This window comes from Tenacibaculum singaporense (assembly GCF_003867015.1).
GTDB classification, from domain to species: domain Bacteria; phylum Bacteroidota; class Bacteroidia; order Flavobacteriales; family Flavobacteriaceae; genus Polaribacter; species Polaribacter singaporensis.
The window spans coordinates 636,301-662,689 of record NZ_CP032548.1; the positions used below are offsets into that span (position 1 = coordinate 636,301).

General features: G+C 32.2%; 24 protein-coding genes. 13 read left to right on the forward strand and 11 right to left on the reverse strand.

Features of this window, described 5'->3' with window-relative positions; genetic code table 11:
• The first annotated feature begins 1 nt into the window (after nucleotide 1).
• The 3 genes from D6T69_RS02875 (at nucleotide 2) to D6T69_RS02885 (ending at nucleotide 4,995) form a co-directional block, all read left to right on the forward strand.
• Nucleotides 2-973 carry a ribonucleotide-diphosphate reductase subunit beta gene (locus D6T69_RS02875; RefSeq protein ID WP_125066366.1) on the forward strand — a complete coding sequence of 324 codons (972 nt, stop codon included), beginning with the start codon at nucleotides 2-4 and terminating at the stop codon, nucleotides 971-973.
• Nucleotides 974-1,148: 175 nt separating this feature from the next.
• Nucleotides 1,149-3,536, forward strand: coding sequence for a ribonucleoside-diphosphate reductase subunit alpha (locus tag D6T69_RS02880; protein WP_125066367.1), 2,388 nt, complete (start codon nucleotides 1,149-1,151; stop codon nucleotides 3,534-3,536).
• 121 nt (nucleotides 3,537-3,657) lie between these two features.
• Nucleotides 3,658-4,995 (forward strand): deoxyguanosinetriphosphate triphosphohydrolase, encoded by a 1,338-nt coding sequence (locus tag D6T69_RS02885; RefSeq protein WP_125069155.1) that lies wholly within the window; start codon nucleotides 3,658-3,660, stop codon nucleotides 4,993-4,995.
• 54 nt (nucleotides 4,996-5,049) lie between these two features.
• On the opposite strand, the gene D6T69_RS02890 is transcribed toward D6T69_RS02885, so the two are convergent.
• A complete protein-coding gene (locus D6T69_RS02890) occupies nucleotides 5,050-5,622 on the reverse strand; it encodes a DUF3109 family protein (protein ID WP_125066368.1) in 573 nt (190 codons plus the stop codon).
• Nucleotides 5,623-5,731: 109 nt separating this feature from the next.
• Between D6T69_RS02890 and D6T69_RS02895 the strand changes: the two genes are divergently transcribed.
• From D6T69_RS02895 to D6T69_RS02905, 3 genes are read left to right on the forward strand one after another with little or no spacing between them, the layout of a single operon-like run.
• Nucleotides 5,732-6,313 carry a MarC family protein gene (locus tag D6T69_RS02895; RefSeq protein ID WP_047788084.1) on the forward strand — a complete coding sequence of 194 codons (582 nt, stop codon included), beginning with the start codon at nucleotides 5,732-5,734 and terminating at the stop codon, nucleotides 6,311-6,313.
• Between the two features lie 2 nt (nucleotides 6,314-6,315).
• Nucleotides 6,316-6,930: an FAD-dependent oxidoreductase gene (locus D6T69_RS02900; protein WP_125066369.1), complete on the forward strand. Its 615-nt coding sequence runs from the start codon at nucleotides 6,316-6,318 to the stop codon at nucleotides 6,928-6,930.
• Between the two features lie 17 nt (nucleotides 6,931-6,947).
• On the forward strand, nucleotides 6,948-8,078 hold the full coding sequence (locus D6T69_RS02905) for an endonuclease (protein WP_164506678.1): 1,131 nt from the start codon (nucleotides 6,948-6,950) through the stop codon (nucleotides 8,076-8,078).
• A gap of 10 nt (nucleotides 8,079-8,088) precedes the next feature.
• Here D6T69_RS02905 and D6T69_RS02910 read toward each other — a convergent pair whose 3' ends face one another.
• Nucleotides 8,089-8,778: a LytR/AlgR family response regulator transcription factor gene (locus D6T69_RS02910; protein ID WP_125066370.1), complete on the reverse strand. Its 690-nt coding sequence runs from the start codon at nucleotides 8,776-8,778 to the stop codon at nucleotides 8,089-8,091.
• A complete protein-coding gene (locus tag D6T69_RS02915) occupies nucleotides 8,775-9,746 on the reverse strand; it encodes a sensor histidine kinase (RefSeq protein ID WP_125069159.1) in 972 nt (323 codons plus the stop codon). Before D6T69_RS02915 ends, D6T69_RS02910 begins: the two co-directional genes overlap by 4 nt.
• 198 nt (nucleotides 9,747-9,944) lie before the next feature.
• Between D6T69_RS02915 and D6T69_RS02920 the strand changes: the two genes are divergently transcribed.
• Entirely contained in the window at nucleotides 9,945-10,328 is a 384-nt protein-coding gene (locus D6T69_RS02920) for a DUF1573 domain-containing protein (RefSeq protein WP_125066371.1), read from the forward strand.
• 241 nt (nucleotides 10,329-10,569) lie between these two features.
• Here the strand turns inward: D6T69_RS02920 and D6T69_RS02925 are convergent, their stop codons facing one another.
• The 8 genes from D6T69_RS02925 to D6T69_RS02960 all read right to left on the reverse strand — a co-directional run bounded on the left by D6T69_RS02925 (nucleotide 10,570) and on the right by D6T69_RS02960 (nucleotide 17,453).
• A complete protein-coding gene (locus D6T69_RS02925; protein ID WP_125066372.1) occupies nucleotides 10,570-11,316 on the reverse strand; it encodes a succinate dehydrogenase/fumarate reductase iron-sulfur subunit in 747 nt (248 codons plus the stop codon).
• 9 nt (nucleotides 11,317-11,325) lie between these two features.
• Entirely contained in the window at nucleotides 11,326-13,341 is a 2,016-nt protein-coding gene (locus tag D6T69_RS02930; protein ID WP_125066373.1) for a fumarate reductase/succinate dehydrogenase flavoprotein subunit, read from the reverse strand.
• Between the two features lie 12 nt (nucleotides 13,342-13,353).
• Complete coding sequence (locus D6T69_RS02935; protein ID WP_125066374.1) at nucleotides 13,354-14,031, reverse strand: succinate dehydrogenase cytochrome b subunit; 678 nt, start codon at nucleotides 14,029-14,031, stop codon at nucleotides 13,354-13,356.
• A gap of 153 nt (nucleotides 14,032-14,184) precedes the next feature.
• Nucleotides 14,185-14,727 (reverse strand): hypothetical protein, encoded by a 543-nt coding sequence (locus D6T69_RS02940; protein WP_125066375.1) that lies wholly within the window; start codon nucleotides 14,725-14,727, stop codon nucleotides 14,185-14,187.
• Between the two features lie 18 nt (nucleotides 14,728-14,745).
• Nucleotides 14,746-15,330 (reverse strand): alpha-ketoglutarate-dependent dioxygenase AlkB, encoded by a 585-nt coding sequence (locus tag D6T69_RS02945; protein ID WP_125066376.1) that lies wholly within the window; start codon nucleotides 15,328-15,330, stop codon nucleotides 14,746-14,748.
• A gap of 6 nt (nucleotides 15,331-15,336) precedes the next feature.
• A complete protein-coding gene (locus tag D6T69_RS02950) occupies nucleotides 15,337-16,026 on the reverse strand; it encodes an alpha/beta fold hydrolase (protein ID WP_125066377.1) in 690 nt (229 codons plus the stop codon).
• Nucleotides 16,027-16,647 (reverse strand): DUF6973 domain-containing protein, encoded by a 621-nt coding sequence (locus D6T69_RS02955; RefSeq protein ID WP_125066378.1) that lies wholly within the window; start codon nucleotides 16,645-16,647, stop codon nucleotides 16,027-16,029. It abuts the gene before it with no gap.
• Between the two features lie 5 nt (nucleotides 16,648-16,652).
• Nucleotides 16,653-17,453: a S24 family peptidase gene (locus D6T69_RS02960; RefSeq protein ID WP_073182393.1), complete on the reverse strand. Its 801-nt coding sequence runs from the start codon at nucleotides 17,451-17,453 to the stop codon at nucleotides 16,653-16,655.
• A gap of 312 nt (nucleotides 17,454-17,765) precedes the next feature.
• Between D6T69_RS02960 and D6T69_RS02965 the strand changes: the two genes are divergently transcribed.
• The 6 genes from D6T69_RS02965 (at nucleotide 17,766) to D6T69_RS02990 (ending at nucleotide 26,316) form a co-directional block, all read left to right on the forward strand.
• Nucleotides 17,766-21,317, forward strand: a complete 3,552-nt coding sequence (locus D6T69_RS02965; protein ID WP_125066379.1) for a hypothetical protein — start codon at nucleotides 17,766-17,768, stop codon at nucleotides 21,315-21,317.
• A gap of 235 nt (nucleotides 21,318-21,552) precedes the next feature.
• Complete coding sequence (locus tag D6T69_RS02970) at nucleotides 21,553-24,102, forward strand: EndoU domain-containing protein (RefSeq protein ID WP_125066380.1); 2,550 nt, start codon at nucleotides 21,553-21,555, stop codon at nucleotides 24,100-24,102.
• Nucleotides 24,103-24,112: 10 nt separating this feature from the next.
• The gene (locus D6T69_RS02975) at nucleotides 24,113-24,433 is read left to right on the forward strand and encodes a hypothetical protein (protein ID WP_073182395.1); all 321 of its coding nucleotides are present in this window, start codon (nucleotides 24,113-24,115) and stop codon (nucleotides 24,431-24,433) included.
• 341 nt (nucleotides 24,434-24,774) lie between these two features.
• On the forward strand, nucleotides 24,775-25,206 hold the full coding sequence (locus tag D6T69_RS02980; RefSeq protein ID WP_073182396.1) for a TIGR02594 family protein: 432 nt from the start codon (nucleotides 24,775-24,777) through the stop codon (nucleotides 25,204-25,206).
• A complete protein-coding gene (locus tag D6T69_RS02985; RefSeq protein WP_125066381.1) occupies nucleotides 25,199-25,627 on the forward strand; it encodes a phage holin family protein in 429 nt (142 codons plus the stop codon). Before D6T69_RS02980 ends, D6T69_RS02985 begins: the two co-directional genes overlap by 8 nt.
• A gap of 71 nt (nucleotides 25,628-25,698) precedes the next feature.
• The gene (locus D6T69_RS02990; protein ID WP_125066382.1) at nucleotides 25,699-26,316 is read left to right on the forward strand and encodes a hypothetical protein; all 618 of its coding nucleotides are present in this window, start codon (nucleotides 25,699-25,701) and stop codon (nucleotides 26,314-26,316) included.
• Nucleotides 26,317-26,389 lie beyond the last annotated feature (73 nt).

The following is a 26,389-nucleotide window of genomic DNA, read 5'->3' on the forward strand; positions in this document are numbered from 1 at the left end:
CATGGCATCGATTGAACCAATTTTACAAGAAAACAAAGACAGATTTGTAATTTTTCCAATTCAACATAACGACTTATGGGAATGGTATAAAAAGCAACAAGCTTGTTTTTGGACTGCTGAAGAAATTGATTTACATTCAGACTTAACAGATTGGAATTCTAAGTTAACAGACGATGAACGTTACTTTATTAAGCATGTTTTAGCATTTTTTGCCGCATCTGATGGAATTGTAAATGAAAATTTAGCAGAAAACTTTGTAAACGAAGTTCAATACTCAGAAGCTAAATTCTTTTATGGTTTCCAAATAATGATGGAGAATATTCATTCTGAAACGTATTCGTTATTAATTGACACATATATCAAGGATGAAGAAGAGAAAGATAGGTTATTCAAGGCAATTGAAGTTTTTCCTGCCATTAAAAAGAAGGCAGATTGGGCTTTAAAATGGATTGAATCTGATTCGTTTGCTGAGCGTTTAATTGCTTTTGCAGCGGTTGAAGGAATTTTCTTCTCAGGATCTTTCTGTTCTATTTTCTGGTTAAAGAAACGTGGATTATTACCTGGATTAACATTCTCGAACGAGTTAATTTCTCGTGATGAAGGAATGCACTGTGATTTTGCTGTACACTTACACAACAATCACTTAGTAAATAAAGTACCAAAAGAAAGAATTAGAGATATTATAATTTCAGCTTTAGATATTGAAAGAGAATTTATAACGGAGTCTTTACCTGTGAGTTTAATAGGTATGAATGCAACGTTAATGACACAATATTTAGAGTATGTTACCGATAGACTACTTTTAGAGTTCGGATGCGAAAAAGAATATGAGTCTACCAATCCATTTGATTTCATGGAAATGATTTCTTTGGAAGGAAAAACTAACTTTTTTGAAAAGAGAGTATCAGAGTACCAAAAAGCCGGAGTAAAATCTGGAGGTACAGGAAGCATCAGCTTTGATGCAGATTTTTAGGAACCAATAAGCTGCTATTTCCCCTACATGCAGTATTTACTCAGTTACAGCACTTTTTACAGTGCTTTAGCGTTATAATCGTTTCAAAAGAAACAAACTAGTATTAACATTTTACATGTTGTCGTAAACAACTATGTTTTGACGACGCTATTAACCAACAAAAACCAATATCAATATGTATGTAGTAAAAAGAGACGGCAGAAAAGAGCCTGTGATGTTCGATAAAATCACAGCAAGGGTTAGAAAAATGTGTTATGGATTAAACAATATCGTTGATCCAGTAAAAGTAGCAATGCGTGTTATTGAAGGACTGTATGATGGGGTAACTACTTCTGAATTAGATAATTTAGCAGCAGAAATTGCTGCGACAATGACAACTGCTCATCCTGATTATGCGAAATTAGCAGCGAGAATTGCCGTATCTAACTTACATAAGAATACCAAAAAATCGTTTTCGGAAACAATGACTGATTTGTACGAATACATCAATCCACGTACAGGAAATAAAGCTCCTTTACTAGCGGATGATGTGTATAAAATCATCATGGATAATGCTGATAAATTAGATTCAACAATTATCTACAGTCGTGATTTTAACTACGATTATTTTGGTTTTAAAACATTAGAACGTTCTTATTTATTAAAGTTAAACGGAAACATTGTTGAACGTCCGCAACAAATGTTAATGCGCGTTGCTATAGGTATTCACAAAGAAGATATTGATGAGGCAATTGCTACATACGAATTGATGAGTAAAAAATATTTTACCCATGCAACACCAACATTATTCAATTCAGGTACGCCAAAACCACAAATGTCATCTTGTTTCTTGCTACAAATGCAAGACGATAGTATTGATGGAATTTATGATACTTTAAAACAGACGGCTAAAATTTCACAATCTGCAGGAGGTATAGGTTTATCTATCCACAATATCCGTGCTACGGGAAGTTATATTGCAGGTACTAACGGAACATCAAATGGAATTGTACCTATGTTACGTGTATTTAACGATACAGCACGTTATGTAGATCAAGGAGGAGGAAAACGTAAAGGTTCTTTTGCAATGTATTTAGAGCCTTGGCATGCAGATATTTTTGACTTTTTAGACTTAAAGAAAAACCACGGTAAAGAAGAAATGCGTGCGCGTGATCTATTCTATGCAATGTGGATTTCAGATTTATTCATGAAACGTGTACAAGAAGATGCTGATTGGACGTTAATGTGTCCACACGAGTGTCCTCATTTATACGATACTTATGGTGAAGAGTTTGAGCGGTTGTATACAAGTTATGAAGCTGCTGGGAAAGGAAGAAAAACTATTAAAGCACGTGATTTATGGGAAAAAATCTTAGAATCACAAATAGAAACAGGTACTCCGTACATGTTGTATAAAGATGCAGCAAACCGTAAGTCAAACCAAAAGAATTTAGGAACGATTCGTTCTTCAAATTTATGTACTGAGATTATGGAGTATACTGCAGAAGATGAAGTAGCAGTATGTAACTTAGCATCAATAGCAATACCAATGTTTGTTGCAGAAGATGAAAACGGAAATAAGTTCTTCGATCATCAAAAGTTATTTAAAGTAACGAAAAAAGTAATCCGTAATTTAGATACAGTAATTGATCGTAACTATTATCCTGTAAAAGAAGCAGAGAACTCTAATTTCCGTCACCGTCCAGTAGGATTAGGAATTCAAGGATTAGCAGATGCTTTCATCATGTTACGTTTACCGTTTACTTCAGAAGAAGCGAAGAAGCTTAACCAAGAAATTTTTGAGACATTATATTTTGCAGCTGTAACCTCATCAATGGAAGTTGCTAAGGCAAAAGGAGCCTATTCTACTTTTAAAGGTTCACCAATGTCAGAAGGAGAATTCCAACACAATATGTGGGGAATTAAAGATGAAGAATTGAGTGGCCGTTGGGATTGGGAAAAATTACGTAAAAATGTAAAAAAACACGGAGTTCGTAACTCACTATTAGTAGCACCAATGCCTACAGCATCTACTTCTCAAATTTTAGGAAATAACGAAGCGTTTGAGCCTTACACATCTAACATTTATACACGTAGAGTACTGTCTGGAGAGTTTATTGTAGTAAATAAACACTTATTGGAAGATTTAGTAGAATTAGGTTTATGGGACAACAATATGAAAGAAGATATTATGCGTGCAAACGGATCTATCCAACATATTGACATAATTCCGCAAGAACTAAAAGATTTATACAAAACAGTTTGGGAAATGAGTATGAAAGATATTATTGATATGGCGCGCCATAGAGGATATTTTATCGATCAATCTCAATCGTTAAACTTATTTATGAAAGATCCTGACTATGCGAAGTTAACTTCTATGCACTTCTACGCATGGAAATCTGGATTAAAAACAGGAATGTACTATTTACGTACCAAATCTGCTGTAAATGCGAAGCAGTTTACGTTAAATGTAGAAAAGAAAGAAGAAGATAAGCCAATGAGTCCAGAAGAGTTTAAGGCTATGGTTGAAGCTTCTAAAAATGCAGAAGGTCCAGACGATTGTTTAATGTGTGGATCTTAAGAATTAGTTTTAATTATTCATTAAAGATTGCTGAGCGTAGTCGAAGCAAAATTAAAAGTGATAAAGAGAGGTCGACAGGCTTCTCTTTTTTAGTATTTTCGAAAAAAATTTTACTCTAATGATGAACTGGGAACAACTCCTATCTTTAAAACGTTTTGGCGATATCCAAAAACGTGAACGTGCAAAACAAGATGAAACTCGTTTAGGTTTTGAGGTAGATTTTGATAGAATTATATTTTCATCAGCTTTTCGTAGCTTACAAGATAAAACACAGGTAATTCCATTATCAAAAACCGATTTTGTCCATACACGATTAACCCATAGTTTAGAAGTATCAGTTGTAGGGCGTACGTTGGGACGAAGAGTAGGTAAAGAATTACTAGAGCGCCACCCAAAATTAAAAGAGTTAGGATATACCTTTAACGATTTTGGAGCAATTGTAGCCGCGGCATCAGTAATGCACGATATTGGGAACCCACCATTCGGACATTCAGGAGAGAAAGCCATTGGAGAATATTTTAAAACAGGAAAAGGACTTCAGTATAAAGACCAATTAACCGATTTAGAATATCAAGATTTAATAGATTTTGAAGGAAATGCTAATGGGTTTAAAATTCTTACAGAAAATAGAGAAGGAATTCAAGGAGGTTTACGTTTGTCGTATGCAACTCTAGGAACTTTTTTAAAGTATCCTAAAGAGAGTTTACCGAAGAAGCCGACTAAACATATTGTAGATAAGAAATATGGCTTTTTTCAGTCAGAAAAAGATGCTTTTTTAGATGTCGTGCAAGATTTAGGATTATTGAAAAAAGAATCAGAAGGTGTTTCTTATTATCGTCACCCATTAGCATACTTAGTTGAAGCAGCTGATGATATTTGTTATACAATTATCGATTTTGAAGATGGAATCAATCTAGGTTTAATTGAAGAAGATTATGCCTTAGAATACATGATTAAGTTGGTGAAAGATACGATTGATAGTAAAAAATACCACTCATTACAGCATACTAAAGATCGTGTAAGTTATTTACGAGCTTTAGCTATAGGAGTATTAATTAATGAAGCAGTAACCATCTTTTTAGATAATGAAGAAGCTATTTTAAATGGAACATTCGATAAAGGGTTATTAGATAAATGTAAATACGAAGCTCAGATTAATGATATTATTAAAATAAGCGTTGATAAAATTTACAGAAGTAAAGAAGTTGTTGAAAAAGAAGTGGCAGGATATAAAATCATTGGAGACCTTTTAGATGTTTTTGTAACTGCTTTAAATAACAAGTTTGATAATAAACAATCTAATTATGATAAGTTGGTGTTGAATTTAATTCCACAAGAGTATCAACAAGAAAAAGAAAGTTTATACGATAGAATTATGCAAATTTCTAGCTATGTAGCAGGTTTGTCAGATGGATATGCTATTCGCTTGCACAGAAAAATAATGGGAAACATTAGTTAAGTATGTATATACTAATAAGATAAAAAACGACGCTATTTAGCGTCGTTTTTTGTCTTATCTTTTCAAATGTTTTTCAGCTACCTTTTCAAGTTCATCATACCAATTTTGGCCAAACTTTCTAATTAAAGCTTGTTTTACAAATTTGTATAAAGGAACTTGTAATTCTTTACCTAAAGAACAAGCATCATCACAAATTTTCCATTTGTGGTAGTTTACGGCAGCAAATTCACTATAATCCTTTACACGAACAGGATACAAATGGCAAGAAACAGGTTTTTTCCAATCTACAATACCTTGGTTATATGCTTCTTCAATGGCACATAAGGCAGTACCCTTATCATCAAAAATAACATAAGCACAATCAGCATCATTAATTAAAGGAGTTTCTAATTCACCAAAATCACTAGTAATCCAAGTGCCTTGTTTTTCAATAGCTTCAATACCTTCTTTGCGTAAAAAAGGTTTAATTTTTGGGTATATTTCTTCTAGAATTTTTGTTTCTTCTTTTTCAAGTGGAGCACCTGCATCACCATCTATACAACAAGCACCTTTGCAAGCAGATAAGTTGCAGACAAACTCTTTTTCTATAAGGTCTTCTGAAACTATTGTTTTTCCTAATTGAAACATAATTTGTGTTTAAAATTGGAAGTTTGCATTAACTTCCCGTAAATTTAAATGCAAAAATACTAGATTGTAACATTACTTATATAATTTTGCACGCGAAAATATATCAACTATGGACTTTAACTTCAAAGAAATCTTTACAGCCTTTATGGTACTGTTTGCGGTAATTGATATTGTTGGAAACATTCCTATCATTATTGATTTACGTAAAAAAGTAGGACACATTCAATCAGAAAAAGCTTCTGTAATAGCAGGATTTATTATGATTCTGTTTTTATTCTTAGGACAGAGACTATTAAATTTAATAGGTATAGATGTACACTCATTTGCGGTGGCAGGTGCTTTTATCTTGTTTTTTCTAGCATTGGAAATGATATTAGGAATCACACTTTATAAAGAAGATGATGAAGAAGCATTAAGTGCAACTGTTTTTCCTTTAGCTTTCCCATTAATAGCAGGTCCTGGTAGCTTAACAACACTACTTTCATTACGTGCGGAATTTAACCTTGAAAATATTATTGTAGCCGTTTTATTAAATGTAATTGTAATTTATATTGTGTTAAAAACGTCTAGAAAGATTGAAAAAGTAATTGGACCAAACGGAATAAAAATTATAAGAAAAATATTTGGTGTAATCTTGTTAGCTATTGCAGTTAAATTATTTGCGGCTAATTTTAAAATGTTAGTAGCTTAACTATGGTTTTTGATGTACTTATTGTTGGAGGAGGAGTATCAGGTATGCAATGCGCTTTAGTTTTAGGTTCTGCACTTACTAAAGAATATGCAAAAGGAAAAACAGTTGGAATTATAATACATCAACGTTCTTCTCACCTACAAGATGCTCTCTTTAATAATGTTCTAGGCTTAGCTCCAGAAACTTTAGGAAAAGATATTCTAGAAAGCGGTAGAAATCAGTTAAAAAATTTATACCCAGAAGTATCTCAAATTGAAAATGAAAAAGTGATAGCTGTTTTGGATGATGAAAATGGATATAAGATAATCACCAATAAAAATGAATATTACAGTAAAACAGTTGTTATAGCCCTAAACTATTCAAAACCTTTTGAAATAGCTGGTTTAGAACAATATGTAGAGCGTCATATTAGAGCAAATGCTATGAAAGATAGAATTCAGCTACGTAATTTCAACCACTTAATAAAAGAAGAGTTATATGTTTGCGGAACCTTAGCTGGGTGGAGAAGTCAGTTTGCAATTGCAGCAGGAAGTGGAGCAAGTGTAGCGACAGATATTTTAACAGTATGGAATGATAATGTACCTACCAAAGTACATGATAAACATAAAAAAGACTAATTATTTAAGATACAATCATGAAGAAAATAATAGGAATAATAACAATTTTAATGTTGTTTATTAACTGTGGAGGAAGTGACAATGATGTTGTACCAACAGAAGATAAAGTAGTAGCTGTTGATGATTCCTTTGAGGCTGAAGAAAATAAAGAGAATGTATTGGCTAGTTTTTTAGAGAATGATACTTATACTTCAGGAAATGTAAAAGTAACGTTTGAGACTAGTTCTGCAAGAAATGGAACTATAGTTAGGAGCAATAATGCTTTTATATACACGCCAGCACAAGATTTTGTAGGTACAGATTCTTTTAAGTATACTATTTGCAGTACAATTACGCCAAGTAATTGTTCTACTGCAACGGTAATCATTAATGTAAATGCTTCAGCCAATGGGAATCCAGGAAGTTTTAATATCCCTTCTGAATTATCAGAATATTATAAAGATGTAGACTTTACCTTAACAGGAAGTTCTTTAAAAGATGTTTTAGCTACTGAAATTATTAATAGTCATACTACCTTCTTAGATTATACGCCAGATGTTTGGAATGTATTAAAACAATCAGATTTAGATCCTTCAGATAATAATAAGGTGGTTTTAATTTATGGTTATGACGATACAGATGGTAATTATGTAACAGATAGAACTCGTAGTAAAGATGCTAATGGCGGAAATACAGGTGATTGGAATAGAGAGCATGTATACCCTAAGTCATTAGGAAATCCAAATTTAGGAACTTCAGGTCCAGGTGCAGATGCACATCATTTAAGACCTTCAGATGTAACGTTTAATAACCAAAGATCTAGTAAAAAGTTTGCAAATGGCTCTGGAAATGCAGGAGATGTCTCAGGAAATTGGTACCCAGGAGATGAATGGAAAGGAGATGTAGCGCGTATGATGATGTATATGTACTTACGTTACGGCAATCAATGTTTACCAAAAAATGTAGCTGTGGGTTCTGCTGCAGCTTCTGATAGCAATATGGTTACTTTATTGTTACAGTGGAATGCTGATGACCCTGTGTCTGATTTAGAAATTCAACGTAACAATGCAGTTGCTAATGCGCAAGGAAACAGAAACCCGTTTATTGATAATCCGTATTTAGCTACGGTTATTTGGAATGGTGATGCAGCTGAAAATACTTGGGAGTAGTCCCAATAACCTATTGACTCTTGGTTTTTAAAAGAGTCAATAGGTTGTTTTTATAAGTTCTACCAATAGGAATTTTGATGTTTTTTGTATAAAGAAAAGTTCCTGTATATTTTTCAATCTTTTCTAAATTTACAATATACGATTTGTGTATTTGTACAAATTTGTTTGAACTTAGAGTTTCCTTCCAGTTTTTTAATGAATCTATAATTGTCAATTTTTTTGATGAGGTGATAAAATGCACATAGTTTCGATCAGATTCTAAGTATAAAATATCAGCTAGATATACTTTATGTATAATTTTATCTATATTCAAATAAGTAGCTTCTTTTTCTGAAGTTTTTGATTTTAATAATTGACTTTCTACTTTACTAATTGCTTTTAAAAAGCGATCAAAAGAAAAGGGTTTTACCAAATAATCAACAATTGTTTCTAACTCAAAACTACTCACTGCATAATCAGGGTAAGCCGTTGTAATAACTATTTTAGGAGGGTTTTTAACTGTTTTTATAAAGTCTAACCCAGAAATATCAGGTAAATTAATATCTAGAAAAATAACATCAACAGTATTGTTTTTCAGAAACTCATTAGCTTGTATTGCTGTTTGAAACGTATGTACAATTTCAGCATCTGGAATTTTACCGATATACTTTTTCAAAATAGCTTGCGCAGGCAACTCATCTTCAATAATTATACATTTCATAATTGATCTATTTTCAGTTCTACAGTAAAAACATCTCCTTTTTGATAAATGTAAAGAGAATGATTATCTGGATAAATTAACAGCAATCTCTTTTTTAAGTTTTCTAAGCCAATGGCTTTGGTATTTTTATTTGTGTTTATGTTGAATTGATTACTACTTATTAAATGTAATTGATGGTTAGTAACGTTGATAGAAACATCAATCTTACTATGTGCAATGCTATGTTTAAAAGCATTTTCAATAATGGTAATTAAAAGGAGTGGAGCAATTTGGTATTGATTACTATCAGTTTTATAATGGTAATCAATTTCTTTCACTCCTTCAGTTCGAATTTTTTGAAAATCGATATAGTTTTGTATGAAAAGCAGTTCTTTTTCAAGAGAAACCTTTTCAGAAATTGTCTCATATAAGACATGTTTAAGGTTTTCTGAGAGTTTTAAGATTAAATTGGGGGTTTCATTAGGTTTGTCAATAGAATACGCGTAAATCGTGTTTAAATTATTTAAGAGCACATGCGGATTTATTTGTGATTTTAAAAATTTCAACTCCATTTCTGTTCGTTCTTGGGTTGTTTGTGCTAATTTTTCTTGTCCGTCTAAAAACTTAAACAACATCCATATAAAAGAGAAAAATAATAGAGGGACTAGAGTTTGCCATAAATAATCGCTTAAGCACTTCATAATGGAACATCCACAACGTGCAAAAACATTACAGTATAGTTGAGTTGCTAAAACTGAAATAAAGATAAAAGCAATTCCGTATAACACATACCATTTCTTTTTAACGAATAGCGGTAACAATAGTTGATTGTTAGTATATACGATAATGATAAGAATAAAAAAGTACTGTAAAAAAGGATTTTCTGTCCAGTAATATTGGGTAAATACAAAAAGCGAGATAAAGATAAATAAAGCCCAAAAAAGTAGGTGGATTAGAATTTCAGCGCTATGTTTTTTTAAAAAGCTCATTGTGTATTTCAAAGTAAACAAAATATAAGCTGTAATCAAAGTAGAAAGTACCAACGACATTTTTCTTTGTATCAATAACATGTTATAAGTTGTTTGTACATGTTTTAAAGTAGTGTATACGATTAGTTTTTTTATGGGGAGATATTAAGATACATTCGAAGAAATAAAATATTTATTACTAACTAAAAAATATTAAAAATGAGAAATACTGTATTATGTGTAATTGTAGGATTAATGGCAATTATGGCAAACGCTCAAGAGTTTCAATTTGAAACAGCATCAATCGATTACGGAAAAATTAAACAAGGCGCTGATGGGGTTCGTGTGTTTGAGTTTACAAATATTGGTACTGAACCATTGATTATAAAAGATATTAAATCTACTTGTGGGTGTACAGTTCCTAAAAAACCAGAAAAACCAATTATGCCAGGTGAAAAAGGACAAATAGAAGTATCATATGATACAAGAAGAGTAGGAGGATTTTCAAAAGCCATTACGATTATATCGAATGCTAAAGCATCTAGAAAAATGCTAAAAATAAAAGGGCATGTTGAAAAAGAGAAAGAAAAAGATAGAGTTTAATAATTTAAAAGCCTGAGTTTATAGACTCAGGCTTTTTATCTCTAATTGGAGATATGATTGATTTGGTAATAGATAGTCCCCCACAGATTATCGTATTGTAATCATCGGCGACAAATGTATATGTTTTTTATACCTCCAAATAAAAAAAAGGTATGAGTGTGTAAATATTAAGTATAAAAGAAAGCATAAAAAAACCGAAGCATTAGCCTCGGTTTTTTATATCTATAAAAGTTATAAAATCTTATCCTTTAAAACTTGCTTTTAAGAACTCTGAGTTCATACGAGCAATGTTTTCTAAAGAAATTCCTTTAGGACACTCAATTTCACAAGCTCCAGTATTAGTACAGTTACCAAAACCTTCTAAATCCATTTGTGCAACCATGTTTTTAACACGTTCAGTCGCTTCAACCTGTCCTTGAGGTAATAAAGCATATTGAGATACTTTAGCTCCTACAAAAAGCATTGCAGATGAGTTTTTACAAGTAGCAACACAAGCACCACAACCAATACATGTGGCAGCATCCATTGCTTTATCAGCATTTTCTTTAGGAACCAAGATAGCATTTGCATCTGTAGTATTTCCAGAAGTGTTTACAGATATGTATCCACCAGCCTGTTGAATTCTTTCAAAAGAACTTCTATCAACAACTAAATCTTTAATTACTGGGAATGCAGCAGCTCTAAATGGCTCAATTGTAATTGTATCACCATCGTTAAACATACGCATGTGTAACTGACATGTAGTTACACCACGATCTGGTCCGTGTGCTTCACCGTTAATATACATTGAACACATTCCGCAGATTCCTTCACGACAGTCGTGGTCGAATGCTATAGGCTCTTCACCAGTACTAACCAACTGTTCGTTTAATACGTCCATCATTTCTAAGAAAGACATATGCTCAGAAATATCGGTCACCTTATATTCGACCATTTTTCCTTTATCACTTGCGTTTTTTTGACGCCAAATTTTAAGTGTTAAATTCATAATTCTCTCTTATTTGTATGAACGTTGTTTTAATTCAATATCGTTAAACTCTAATTCTTCTTTGTGTAATACAGCATCAGCTGGCTCTCCTTTATACTCCCATGCAGCTACATAAGCAAAGTTTGCATCATCACGTTTTGCTTCTCCTTTTTGAGGTCCGTCTAATTCAACAGACTCTTCTCTAAAGTGTCCTCCACAAGATTCAGTTCTGTTTAAGGCATCTTTAGCAAATAATTCTCCTAACTCTAAGAAATCAGCTACTCTTCCAGCTTTTTCTAATTCTGGGTTCATTTCATTAGCCTCTCCAGGAACTTTTACGTTTTTCCAGAAATCTTCACGTAACTCTTTAATTTCAGCCATCGCTTCTTTTAAACCTTGCTCGTTACGTGCCATTCCACATTTTTCCCACATAATTTTTCCTAATTTCTTGTGGTAGTAATCTACAGAATGCTCTCCTTTATTGTTAATGAAGAAATCAATACGATCTTTAACCGCTTTTTCAGCTTCTTCAAATTCTTTAGTTTCAGTTGAAATTTTACCTGTACGGATATCGTTAGATAAATAATCACCAATTGTGTAAGGTAACACAAAGTATCCGTCAGCCAAACCTTGCATTAATGCAGAAGCTCCTAAACGGTTAGCACCGTGATCAGAGAAGTTTGCTTCACCAATAGCATAACAACCATCAATAGTAGTCATTAAGTTATAATCTACCCAAATTCCACCCATGGTGTAGTGAGTTGCAGGATAAATCATCATTGGTGTTTTGTATGGATTGTCATCTACAATCTTTTCATACATTTGGAATAAGTTCCCGTACTTAGCTTCTACTATTTTTTCACCTTCAGCAATAATTTTCTCTTGTGAAGGGTTTTTAATTCCATGTAATTTACATTGCTCTTTACCGTAACGCTCAATAGCTGATTTAAAATCTAAGTAAACAGCTTCACCAGTAGCATTTACACCATAACCAGCATCACAACGCTCTTTTGCAGCACGAGAAGCCACATCTCGAGGTACTAAGTTACCAAAGGCAGGATATCTTCTTTCTAAGTAGTAATCTCTATCTTCTTCAGCAATTTGAGTTGGTTTTAATTTTCCTTCTCTAATAGCTAATACATCTTCCATTTTCTTAGGAACCCAAATACGACCATCGTTACGTAACGATTCAGACATTAGGGTTAGTTTAGACTGATAGTCTCCCGAACGAGGAATACAAGTTGGGTGAATTTGCGTGTAACAAGGATTCGCAAAGAATGCTCCTTTTTTGTGAACTTTCCAAGCAGCTGTAGCGTTAGATCCCATTGCGTTGGTTGATAAGAAATATACATTTCCATATCCACCAGAAGCAATTACTACTGCATGTGCAGAGTGACGCTCAATTTCACCAGTAACTAAGTTACGAGCAATAATACCACGAGCTTTTCCATCAACAATTACCAAATCTAACATTTCATGGCGATTGAACATTTCAATCTTACCGCGAGCAATTTGGCGGTTCATTGCTGAATACGCACCTAATAATAACTGTTGACCTGTTTGACCTTTCGCATAGAAAGTACGAGATACTAATACCCCACCAAACGAACGGTTATCTAATTGTCCACCATAATCACGTGCAAAAGGAACTCCTTGAGCCACACATTGGTCAATAATATTTGCAGAAACCTCAGCTAAACGATAAACGTTTGCTTCACGAGAACGGTAATCTCCACCTTTTACTGTATCATAAAATAAACGGTAAAAAGAATCACCATCACCTTGATAGTTTTTTGCTGCGTTAATACCACCTTGTGCTGCAATAGAGTGCGCACGACGAGGTGAATCTTGGTAAGCAAAAGCTTTAACGTTATATCCTAATTCTGCTAAAGTTGCAGAAGCAGAACCACCCGCTAAACCAGTACCCACTACAATAACGTCAATTAAACGCTTGTTAGCAGGGTTTACCAAGTCAATTTTATCTTTATAAGTTGTCCATTTATCTTTTAATGGACCTTTTGGAATTTTTGAATCTAAAGTTGCCATACTTGTTGCGTATTAGTGATTGAAATGATGAAATAATGCAATAATTACGAATCCTAACGGAATTAAGATTGCGTAAAGCTTACCAAAAGTTTTCAATCCTTTAGTATATTTATTATTTGCTCCCACAGATTGGAAAGCAGAATTAAATCCGTGTAATAAGTGTAATGCTAAGAAAACAAAAGCAATTACATAAGCACCAACTCTAATTGGGCTTAAAAACTTGTGTTGTAGTTCGTGGAAGTATCTAAACTCACCATCGTGTAAACCACTCCAGTCACCTTGAATAAATTTGGTGTTGATTTCTGGAAACCAAAAATCAATAAAGTGTAATACAATAAACGCTAAAATAGCAGCACCACTGTAAATCATGTTTCTACTCATCCAAGTAGAGTTTGCAGCTCCATTATTTTTAGCATAGCTAACCTTACGAGCACTTTTGTTTTTAATTTCTAAGATGAATCCCATTACAAAGTGAAACACCACACCAAATATTAAAATGGGTTGCATTACATATTGAACTAACGTATTTGTTCCCATAAAGTGCGACAATTTGTTAAATGTAGCTCCATTATCTGGAAAAATCGAAGTAATGTTAATTGCAAAATGTTGTAATAAGAAAAACATCAGGAAGAATGCCGAAAGTGCCATGGCAAATTTTCTTCCGATAGAAGATTTTAGTAATCCGCTCATTATTTTGTTTGTTGATTAAATAATAGCACAAATTTAAGAGGATGATAGTACTTGAACAAACTTTACGAATTGTTTTCTTAAATATTTAGAATGGGTTTAAATAGAGGGAGGTTTTATTAAGATTTCATTATCAAATATGTAACTGTTTTAATGCTATTTATTTTTTTCTTTCCTCTTTTTTCTTAATAATTCAGCAGTTGAATTAACATGTTCTAAAAATTTAGTTTGCTCAAACACTTGGGCAAACATTCGTTTTCCTTTGGTAATTTTCTTAATGAGTATCTTGTTATAAAAATAGTATCTCCCTTCAAATTTTGTTTCTTCCTTAGATGCATCTAAACCTATCCATTTTCCAGAGCTATCAAGAATATCCTTGAATTTATTTTCTTTTTGATAAACAAAGAATAACTGATTATCCTTAAAATAGGATTCTGTTATGATTGATCCATAGGTGGGGCCGACCCATTCAGTTATTTTTACTAAATTATTATTGTCAAAATAACCAGTAAGTTGTCCACCACCATCAGCCCTATATTCCATAAATTCTTCATTAAATAATTCAACTGTCTCTAATTGATTGCTTGAATTTATACGCTGGAATTCAGTTCTGATTTTTAGAATTAATTCATCTGAATTTTGAGAGATGCCTACCAAAGGAACAATTAAAAAAGTAATAAATAATATTGTGCTTTTCATAATTAGTGAAGCTTTTGTTTAAAAACCATATTTTCTGAATGTTAAATTGACTCTTGGTTTTAAATATTCAGGATTTTCGGGTAGGCTATGTTCGTAGTATTCTTGACAATCTTTTTCCATAACCAACAAACTTCCATGCTCCAGAAGTATCTTGTTTTCAATCATCGTTTTATTTTCTCGAAGATAAAACATGCGTTTTTCACCTAAACTAACTGAAGGAATAATATCAGTGTTTCCAAAAGCCATTTTATCTGAATGATAACTGATACCAGAATTTCCATCGGGATAATAAATGCAAACACAAGTTTTAAATTCCTGTCCAGTATGTTCTTCAACCTGTTTTTTTAAAGGAAGCATATATTTTGGCCATATCATAGTGTTTCCCCAAGCTGATTTTTGAAAAACATTTTTCTCCATTAAATCAGAGTCAATAAACATTAATTTACCAAAGCTGTATTTAATTACCTCATCAGATGAAAGTCTCATTTCCATCATATTTGTAAGTTCAGACAGGCTTATTAATTGTTTAAATAACTCTGTAGCATCTTTTTCAGTTAAAAAATTAGGGCTGTAACTGATAACATTATTAAGGCTGGTTGACATTTTATATTATTCGTTGATGGTTAGGTTCATTATTGATGCCAGTTCTTCAGGTTTTTCAAGAGGAATCATATGACCGCAATTTTTAATCATTACGTATGTTCCTTTTTCAGTTTTTTTGGCAAACTCTTTTAGTTTTTTTGGGTTGATAAGCGCATCATTTTCGGCAGCAATAAAAAAAATAGGTATGTTTAAATTTAAAACTTTTTGTGAAATATCTAATCTAGCAGAAGTTGCTCTTAATTGACGAAGTAGCACATCTTTTCCTAAATAGGCATCCATTTTTTTAATAACAGAAATAATTTCGGAATTACGGTGATTATCTGGGTGTAAAAACTGTTGAATTCTTGCTTGAGATATTCCTTTGTAGGTGTGCTTTTCTAAAAAGTCAATAGTGCTTTTTCTTAGTTGAATTTCTGAATCACTCAATCCATCAGTGTTGGCAGCAACTATAACTAATTTTTTTACTCTTTCAGGATGATGAGTTGCAAAATTCATAGCAGAAAACCCACCTAAAGAAAAACCAATGATAGTGGCTGGCTCTTCAATGTGATTCAGTATCATTTGATTAATTTCCTCAAAAGAATTGGCAGGAGTAATATCAATATGGACTGGAAGTATGTTTTTTAGTTTAGGAAAAACATATTGCCATAAATCTACCGTACATATGGTACCTGAAATTACATATACTTTTTGCATTTATCTATTATAATTAGAACTAACCAAACATTTGTTATTCTTCCACTTGCCGATTAATGTTTTTTTTGAAATAACCTCATTATTACAAGTTAGAAAATTACCGTTTTTATCTTTTTTAATAATTTTTAATTTTCCTTGATGAATGGCGTTGATTACTCTGTAAATCAATCCATTTTTAGGAAGGTTACCACCTTTTTTGGAAAGTGTTAAACCAACTTCGTTGTTAAATAAATCCATTTCTGAAGAAATTTGATCAGGAATAACACCGTCCTCTAATTTTCGCTCTTTGTATGTTTTATAGTTATCTTTTTCGTGAGCTTTGCCAAGTGAACGAGCAGCATTTTCACCAATTTGTTGTTGTGATAAAGCCATCCAAAAAGCATGACGAAATGCATCTACTTGTCCGCCTGCATGATCGCCATCTAACAAGGGAGAAACTCTTAGAGAGTCACTTACTCTTGATGCTTCACGTGAAACAATAAAAGCTTTTTTTGCTTTAAAAGGATGGAGTAGTACCCATGTTTTTTGAGCTCCTTGTAGTTTTTTAAATTGTTGCCAGTTGGATTGTGCAGTGGTATAAAAAGGCAGTAAAAGAACTAAAAAAAGCAGTTTTTTAAGCATAAAAATTAATTTTTACTGCTAATTTGCTCTTCTAATTCAACAATTTTACTTTCTAAATCGTGTAATCTATCATAAACATCAACAGGTTCAGGCATTTGTTTAGAGGCGAACATAGTTACATACCAAACTTCCATAATTTCCTCAGCATTTATGGTATAAGTAGGGTAGTTACCATCTTTATTATCACTTTTTAAAATAAGTTTACCTCTTTCTTCTATTCTATTAATTACACGTTTTAAAACAATACCATCATTCTTACTTACAATTACATATACACGACCATCTTTAATATCATGTAAATTCTCAACATACTTTCCAAAAACTAAATCTCCATCAAAAAAAGTACGCACCATAGAGTTTCCTTGTACTTCAAAACAACGAAAGGTGCCATTGTTAAGATGAGGCATATTAAAAGAAGGAAGTTGTTCTATATAATTTGAATCTCCATAACCATTTAAATAACCAGCTCTTGCTTGTATAGGAACATAAACCACGTTTTCATTACCTGAAGAATTCACAGAAACAACCTGAGGAACTCCAGAATATGTTTGAATATTTGTAGGTTCTGTTTTTAGCATTATATCACTTTTTCCAAATAAATAATCAGGATTAATGTTAAATTCATTAATAATAGAAGTAAGAACATCGTAACCAGGTTTTGTTTTTTTTCTACTACCGTCAGATTGAGGTCTCCCATTAATAATACTATCTATAGTGGTTCCAGTAACACCTATTTTTTTTGAAAAAGAAAAGTTATTTAAGTTAAAAGCATCTCTAATTGCTGCTATTTTTTCGGAAATTCCCATAACATTTTATGTTTTTACATATTGCAAAAATAGTTAAACTTTTGTTTGTTTAAATGTGTAATATGTTTTATATTTGCCTCGTTAATGAATTGCTAATATACAAAAAAATTGTAATAATCAAACATTTGTGTGGTTTTAGCGATTGTGTTTTTAAGATTTCAACTTGATTTTCTTCACTTTTTTGAAATCTATACTCGTTTATTCAAACATTTTTTTGAATAAAACCAAAATCAAGAAAAAAGAACTGTTAGAAAAGCAACTAAACAGGGCTCTTTTTGAGCTTGATTAAAAAATTAATTAAATTTTATAAAAATGAGTAAAAAACCAATCAAATCAAACCTTTTTAGGTTTGTAACATTACGTAGTCCACAATTAATTGAAGACAAAGAAACTGGATTTGTTTCCTTTCCAGAAGAAAAAAAAGCAGAAAGTTTAGCTTTTCAAGCAATACAAGGAGCCACTACAGATGAAGAAAGAAAAACAGCATTAAAAGGAGCTTATAGTACGAATTTTACACCAATAGCGAGTAGGGTAGAGATTAAAAATTTACACGAAGCGTTATATCAGTTTTCTGGATGGTTAGTACGCAATAAGACAGTATTATCGTATGCTGGTATTGATGCTAATTTATATGCAGCACAAGAACTTACTGTTGATGAAGAGTTAGTTTTATGGGAAAACTTATTTCATCAAACCATTAACAAGGAATCGGCTATTGTTCGAGAAGGACTGATTCAAATGTTGGTAGCGAATAAGTTTTTAAAAGCATTTAATGTATTTACTAACAGCTTTTCACAAGAAACAGAGGGGGAAATTGTTTTTACAGAAGAAAATGAAAAAGAATTTGTACGTAGAGCGAATGCAAGTGTTATTGTACCTAAAGAAGTGGTTATTTCAGATCAACAATTTGAAGGAGGAGCTACAAACATAAGTCCTAGTTCATCAGAGTATTTGACATCTAGTTTACAGGTTGAGATGGCTAAAACACGTTTACAACAATATGAACTAGGTTTAAAGGAAATTGAAAAAGCTGAGTATGTTTATAATAAAAGTGAGCAGGTACGATATAAAGAAGCTTTACAAGCTCATGAATTAGCTGTAGAAGATATAAAAAATGCAGCTCAACCAACGATTCAAACAATTGTAGACGCTAAGTCAGGATTTGAAAAAAGATTAGAAATATATCCAGATTTAGAATTGCCTAAGTTTGAATTTGAAAAAGCAGAAGAGATTAGTAGAGCTGCGGACGGTACAACAACAACTACTTTTCAGTATTCAGAAGGGACTAAAGATTTATTAAATTCTGAAGGACTTAAATTATATGATAATTTTTATGAAGCTAAAACGGTTCTTAGACAAAAAATAAAAGAAGAGAATCAGAAAATTTTAGAAAACACTCCAGAAAAAGTAAGAGCTATTTCTATTCAAGGGGGTACTCTAAATTATAACCTTAGTAAAAGTACACCATTGTACTCTTATTCGGGAGATGTTTTTGGTCAAATAGGGAAGGGATCAAAAATTATTATGTTTTTAAAGGTTGAAGATTCTACTAATGTAAGAGTAACACAGGCAAGTTATACTTTAGATGATGTTGATGCTCAGGTACCGTATACTGGTACTTCATTTAAGAGTAGTCCTGCTAGTTTTGATGATACGTTGTTACGAATTGAGTTATTTCCAGGAAATTTAGAACAGTTAATTTCAGGACCTGTATTTGGTTTGAACGGTAGTTTTGTTTTAAGTAACGGAGTGTCGTTAGAGTTTAAAAACATTATGTTTCAGGTTAAGTTTGATGATGGGTATTATGAAATAACTAACAATTTTGTTGGTCAATGTATAGTTAGTGGTAATGCTTCAGGGGATACAAGTACTGATGGAAAAGGTGTTCTTTATGGAATATCTCAATTAGGAGTAGCAGATTTTAGGCGAGTAGAACAAGAAGTGTGTTGCTATGTACCCGGAGAAGTGTCGCACATAGAAAATATCATGGCACGCGAATATAAAGAGCGTTCTACTAGAGATTTAAGAGTTTCAGAAACAACTACGGAAACAACAACAGAAAAAGAAGTAGAAAACTTGACGGACACTACTTCAACAGAACGTAATGAAATGCAAAACGAAGCGTCGTCTATTGTAAATAGTGATAATGCTACTAGTTTTGGAGCAAATGCAAGTGTGTCTGCTGAATTTGCTAAAACTAGATTTTCTGCAGGAGCTAATTATAATAACTCTTCATCAACTTCTGCTTCTGATTCTAATTTACAAGCGCAAACGTATGCTCAGGAGGTAACAGAAAGAGCTTTAGAACGTGTGGTTCAGAAAATTAGTACCAAACGTACGTCTCGTATATTACGAGAATATGAAGAGAATAATACTCATGGATTTGATAACCGTAAAGGAGATAAACACGTTACAGGAGTGTATCGTTGGGTAGATAAGATTTATAAGAATAAGTTGATAAATTATGGTAAACGCTTAATGTATGAATTTGCGTTACCAGAACCTGCGAAGTTTTATATTGAATCATATTTGAAAAATGGCGGAGAAAATGAAAAAACACCAACAGGGTTTGATATTTTGGGAAAACCTGTTCATCCAAGTGGTTTAAGAATGTATGCTATTAATAACTCAAAAGAATTAAACCAAAACAATTATCAGTATTTAGCTTCGATTTATAATGCAGAGGTTGAAACCGCACCAGTTAATGAGATTTATGTTAGTGAATCTTTTAAATTAGATTCGACTAAAACTATTAACGCTTATGAATCATCTTCAATTGAAGGGGATGTAAAATTACCTGAGGGTTATGAGTCGGTTGAAGTTAATGTAAGTTATTCAGGTGTAGAGGATGATAAAGCTGCAAATGCAAAAGGGTTCTTTATTAATGTAGGAAGCATTAAAATAACAGATAGAGAAAATCAACCGAAGTTGCATAAAGAGGTTACTAGAACAATGTCAGGACATACAGGTAATGTTGCTGTTTCTGCTACACAAGTTGATTTTTTTACAGGTAGTTTAAATGTAGTTATAAAGTGTAGGGTAGATAGAAAAGGTATTGAAAAATGGCAAAATGAAACTTATAAAGCTATTATAGATGCTTATAATGAGCGTTTAAAAGAATATGAAGATTTAAAAAAATCTCAAGAAACTGAAAAAGAGCCTAATGAAAAGAAAAAAGAACTAAGTTCTCAAATAAACCGTAGTATTGAAAAGCGTGAATTAAAACGTATTGCTATCGATTTAATGACAAAACCTTTTGATGTTGTTACCGCTCAAGATAATTATAAAGAAGAAGGTAAAGAAGTGGATGCCAAACATGTTGTAAGAACGTCTAAATTTCAAAAGCACGCTGAAACAGTTAAGTTTTTTGAACAAGCATTTGATTGGGAAATTATGGCGTATACATTCTATCCTTATTTCTATGGAGCAGAAGGTAGTTGGGATGCTAATTTTGAGTACAACGAAGGTAGCGATCCTATTTTTCAAGCCTTTTTACAAAGTGGTATGGCAAGATCAGTAGTACCGGTACGTCCAGGTTTTGAAGAAGCTGTAAACTGGTATATGAAAACTGGTGAAATTTGGAATGGTCAAGGTATGGTTACCGATATGGATCACGATTTATATGTTTCTGTTGCCGAAGAAATGCAAACCATTGAAGGTGAGGTAGAAGGTACTTGGGAAACTCGTGTACCAACAACGTTAACCGTGTTGCAAGCAGATTCTGTAGTATTAAATGAAGGAGGTTTACCATGTAATCCAGACTGTGAAGGTCAAGGCTTATTTGATGTAAGTACCTATAAGATAGGAGATGGACCAGATGGTGTAGATTACGATATTGTAGGCGATACCAATAATGTAGCATAAGTGCAGTAAAAATGTTTGTTTAACAAACATTTTTCTATACACACAGTCACAAACCTCACCCTATATTTTTTTACGTCATTGCGAAAAAAATGAAGCAATCTATGTATCAAGAGTTTTAAACTTAAAGGGTTGCCAAGTATAGCTCGTAATAATACTTCTAATACTCTTCTCTTTGCTTTAAAAGAGAAGGGCTGGGTGAGGTTTGTTTTTTACTAATCATAAAAAACAAAAAAATATGCATGCTCATGAATATGGAAGCAAACATTTTAAACACAAAACCAATTTTAAAGATTTGGTGGTGTTTTCAGATGTTCAGCAACAAAAAATAAAAGAAACCGCAGTTCCAAGTCCCAATATATATGTAGAAATAGAAAAAGGAGTAAAAACTGCAGATAAATGGTTACTACATTTTAATAGTCGATTGTCTGGTGAATATGGAGATTTTTTTCTAGAAAATAATTCGCCTTATGGACAAATTAGTAAACTAGAATACGAAGAAAATGATGAAAACTTTACATTTATTCAAAATACCATCTTTGATTTTGATAGTGGAATATTATCATATTACAAAATTAATGAGAAGTTTTATATCCAACTTGATAATAGTATCGATTTAGAGGAGGTAATTGTAAATGCAAATCCTTCACCAACTACCAGAGATGTTAAAAGTATCCAATATGAAGCTTTTACAACTGTATTTATTTCTGAAGATGGAGCGCAATTATTACAAGCTTATGAAGCGATACAAAATGTAAGTGCACACGAGGTAGTTATTTTTATTGAGCGTAGCTCGGGAAGTAACCTTTTTGGAACAGTGTTCAGAATAAAAAAAGGGAAAAATGTAAATTCTCTTATAGAAACGAACAGAATTTGCATAGCGAAAATTGTTAGAGCTTATGGAGTAGATGTATTTACGAACGAGCTAAGTAAAATGCTTGAGCAAGAACTTAAAAAATCAACAGAGAGCGATTTTTATTTGGTATTGAAAAAAGGAGGGCAAATAGTACGTTGGGGAGCGGATGTTACCTTAAGTAATTTGTCTAAATTCTTAAAAAGCTCAGGCGAAGAAATAGGTAAGTTACAGTTAGGTGAAAACTATTGGAAAACAACGGATGAAGGAAAAGAGAACTCAAAATACAATCCGCTATTACCAAAACTTAATATTAATGAGAGTTTTTCTTCCGAAGAATTAGCAAATTCAATTTATAAAAAATATGTAGTTCCTGTTGAAGCTCCAGTTGTAACGTTTGCAGAGCGATTTAATAAACATTGGTTGTTTAAAGAGCTTATGCCTTTTAAAAGTGAACGTATTACTAAGTTATTTAAGCACGTACCAGGTATACTTAAAGAGTTTTTAGACGGTGTAAAAGAAAACGCACAAAACACCTACGATTTTATTAACGGATTGTTAGTAGGGCTTATTAATAGTATTATTGATTTCTTTAAATCTATCTTTGATATTTTAGCTATTTTGGTAGATGTTTTAAATGGCGTTATCCAAACAGGAAAGTTCTTTGAAAAACCAGGTCATTACCTACGTTTATTAGCAGAAGGTTTTGAAAACCTTATCGATTTAGTGCTCAATACCTTCACGTTAACAAACCTAAAAGCATGGATGCAGTTTTTAATAGAAATGCCTATAACTACTGCTAAACTATTAATAGGTTTATTTGCTAAGGCATTCAATACAAAAATCATGATAGATCCAGGTGCTTTAGGGTATTATATAGGGTTTTTGGTTGGTTTTATAGCTTCGGAAGTAGTACAGTTTATTGCTACTGGAGGAACAGCCAATATAGCCAAAGCAACCAAAGCAGTATTAAAATCGTATCAAGAGTTAGCGAATGTAGTAGCTAAAAAAGTGGTAAAAACAGCAGAAATAACAGTAGATGTAGTTTTAGCTGCGATTAGAAAGCTTAAAGAATTTGCCAAAAACTTTGTAAAACACTTAGATGATCTTAAAAAATGGATTGGTGAGTTGGTTGTTAAGTTTCAGGCTAAGGCTTTAGTGATTGATAATGTAGCTTATACATTAGTAGATCCTGTAAGTATTTTTGTAGAGACTGTATTTAAAATATTTAAGGCAAGTGCTTGGAGAAAACTGAATGGTCTTGGGGTAAGTATGATTAAAAATGAAGACGGATTGTATTCATTTTTATACGATGGTAAAAATATTGCAGCAGATTTAACTAAAAAGCAAGCAGAAGAGTTCTTAAAAGAAATCTTTACTAAATTCAAAGGTAAAACAGATGATGCTATTAAAAAATATTTGGATGATATAAAACGAATTTTTTCTGAGATAACAGAAGATGTGTTAAAGCACGTAAATCATGGAGAGTTTTCTTTGCCTGCTAATCCTAAGAGAAGCATGTTGCCAGGGAAAATGAGAGTAGGTGGGCATGGTCAGGATAATTTGGTTTTCTTAGATGAGATAGGAAGAAAATATAGGGTTGAGCATACCTATGAAAACGGTGTAAGAATTGGTGGTGTAGAAGGTCATGATAAGAGAATTAAGAAGTTGGTTGAAGGAAGAAATAATACAGGACAATCATGGTTTCCTAAAGATTGGAATAGTGCTAAAATTGAAGAAGCATATAAATATGTTGTTAGGAATAATTTAGATGCATTTAAACAATTACAAGATGGACCACCTCCACTATTTGATGTATATGATGGTGTAAGGGTAGGAGTTATTAAAACTAAAGGAAAACCAGCAACTATTTTTCCAGATAATGCTATGCAACCAAGAAAAAGTGTACAAGAATTAGAAATTAACCCTTTTTAAAATTAAGATAATGAAAGAATTAGTAGAGAAAATAAAAAAAGACGTTGAGTACATGGAAAGCACTCATGTAAATGATCCCAAAATAGATGTTTTACTAGATGAAATAGAGCAGGTGTTGTTAAAAAAGCCTAGTGTTACTATAGAGTTGTTAAATCAGTTAGATCTTGTATCTATCGAGTGGATATGTTCTAGATTTGAAAAGGTTTCTTATGAGTTACAAAGTAAAGAGTTTATAGATTGTCTAGACGGTTTAATTGATAAGTTTTCACCGAATATTAATGGTTTTAAAAATGAAGTTATAGAAGCTAAAGAAGCTTATCAAGCTTTATAGATTAAAAATATTTTTATAAAAGCTTAGTTAGATTTGATAGAAGTTTTAAAACCGCCTAAAATTTTAGACGGTTTTTTTTATGTAAAAAGTTATAGTGAATTTTCAATAACACCTCTAAATTAAAACATAATGCAAAATATTTGTAATTTGTTTTGTTTTTAACTGTAATATGTTGTATATTTGTCTTGCTTTTCTAACAGTTCATTATTATTTATTAATCTTTAATGTAAGCAGAAACGAAAAAAAGTTATGATTAACCCCTTTCAGGTCTAGAAAAAAGAAAAAGAATCAACAACTTACAAGTTTTGTCTGCAAGCGCTTTAAAAAAATTAAACATTTGTATGAATAATTTAATATCAGTAGCGTTATCGCAATACGGAGTCAAAGAGGTGAAAGGCTCAAAAGATCATCCTCAAATTGTAAACTATTTTACTTCATTAGGTTTTGATGGAGGAAAATTTAAAGATGAAACCGCTTGGTGTAGTGCCTTTGCAAATTGGGTAGCCAAAAAAGCAGGTTATGAACACACTAACCAATTAACAGCGCGTAGTTGGTTGTCGGTAGGAGACTCTACTACAAATCCAGAACCAGGAGATGTGGTAGTTTTATGGAGAGAAAATCCTAGTAGCTGGAAAGGACATGTTGGCTTTTTAATTAAAGAAACCAGACGATATGTATATCTATTAGGAGGTAATCAAGGAAATAGTGTAAGTATTAAAGCATATCCTAAAAACAGGGTATTAGACTTTAGAAAACTAAAAAAGAATGGATAAATTTTCACATTTCATTTTTTGGTTGCTTGCTTTATTGTCGCCTTTAAATGGAGTGTTAACTACCATGATGTTGCTAATCGTAGTTGATTTTATTACAGGAGCCTATGCTTCTTTAAAGTTACAAATACCTATAAAAAGCGAACGAATTGGACATACCATTTCTAAGTTTGTTATTTATAACTTGGTAATTATATCAGCTTATTTTTTAGAAAAACACATTGTAAATGAAGTTCCTTTTTTAAAAATAATAGCAGGATTTATAGCTATTACCGAAACAAAGTCAATTTTAGAAAACTACAACAAAATTTATGGAGTAAACCCCTTTAAAGCATTGCACAGTTTGTTAAAACAAGCGGGTATGCAAAGTACCTTAGAGCAAACAACCGAAAAACAAAAAAACAACGACAAAGAAAAAGTTTAGTCGCTAACACTCTTTTTAGCGGCTCTTTTTTATCAAAAAAATAATTTAAAAACGATAAAAAAGAACAAAACATGAAACAAAACAAAGAAACCTTAAAGCAATTTTTTGAAACAGGCGATAAACCTACTCAAGAACAGTATTCCGATTTAATTGATAGTTATATTGATGCCAAACAACCCGAAGGAGAAGCAAACCGAAGGTTTGTAATTGATGAAACCGGAGAAGTAAGTGTAGCTTCTGAGCAACAAGTTCCAACTTACCAAGCAGGAACTAATATTATGATTGATGAAACAGATCCTTTACAACCAGTGATTAATGCAGCACCTAGAGTTAATATTACAGAAGGTGTATTTACACCTAGTTTTTTTGCTACAGGTTCTTCATTTTCAGTAGAGAATTCAGAAGGGGAGTATTATACTATTGGAGACCGTGTTTTTGTTGATATAATATTATCAGGTGTAACGTCTGATGGCCAAGCTACTTATGGAGAAGTATATATAGCACCTAACATTGCCGGTTTCCCTATTGGTGTATCTGTCTCAGGAACCGTTTATAATATACAAGCTCATGAGAATTATGGTTGTTATGTAAGACATGATTTAGGAAGAGTAAATATTAAAGATAGGGTTTGGGATAATGAAACGTTATACATAAATTTCTCATATACATCAAAGGAGATATTAAGTTAGTTGTATTAAAAATTAATATTTGAAATAATTAGAAAGTTTAGCCCCTAACAAAAACAGTTTTTAGCGGCTCTTT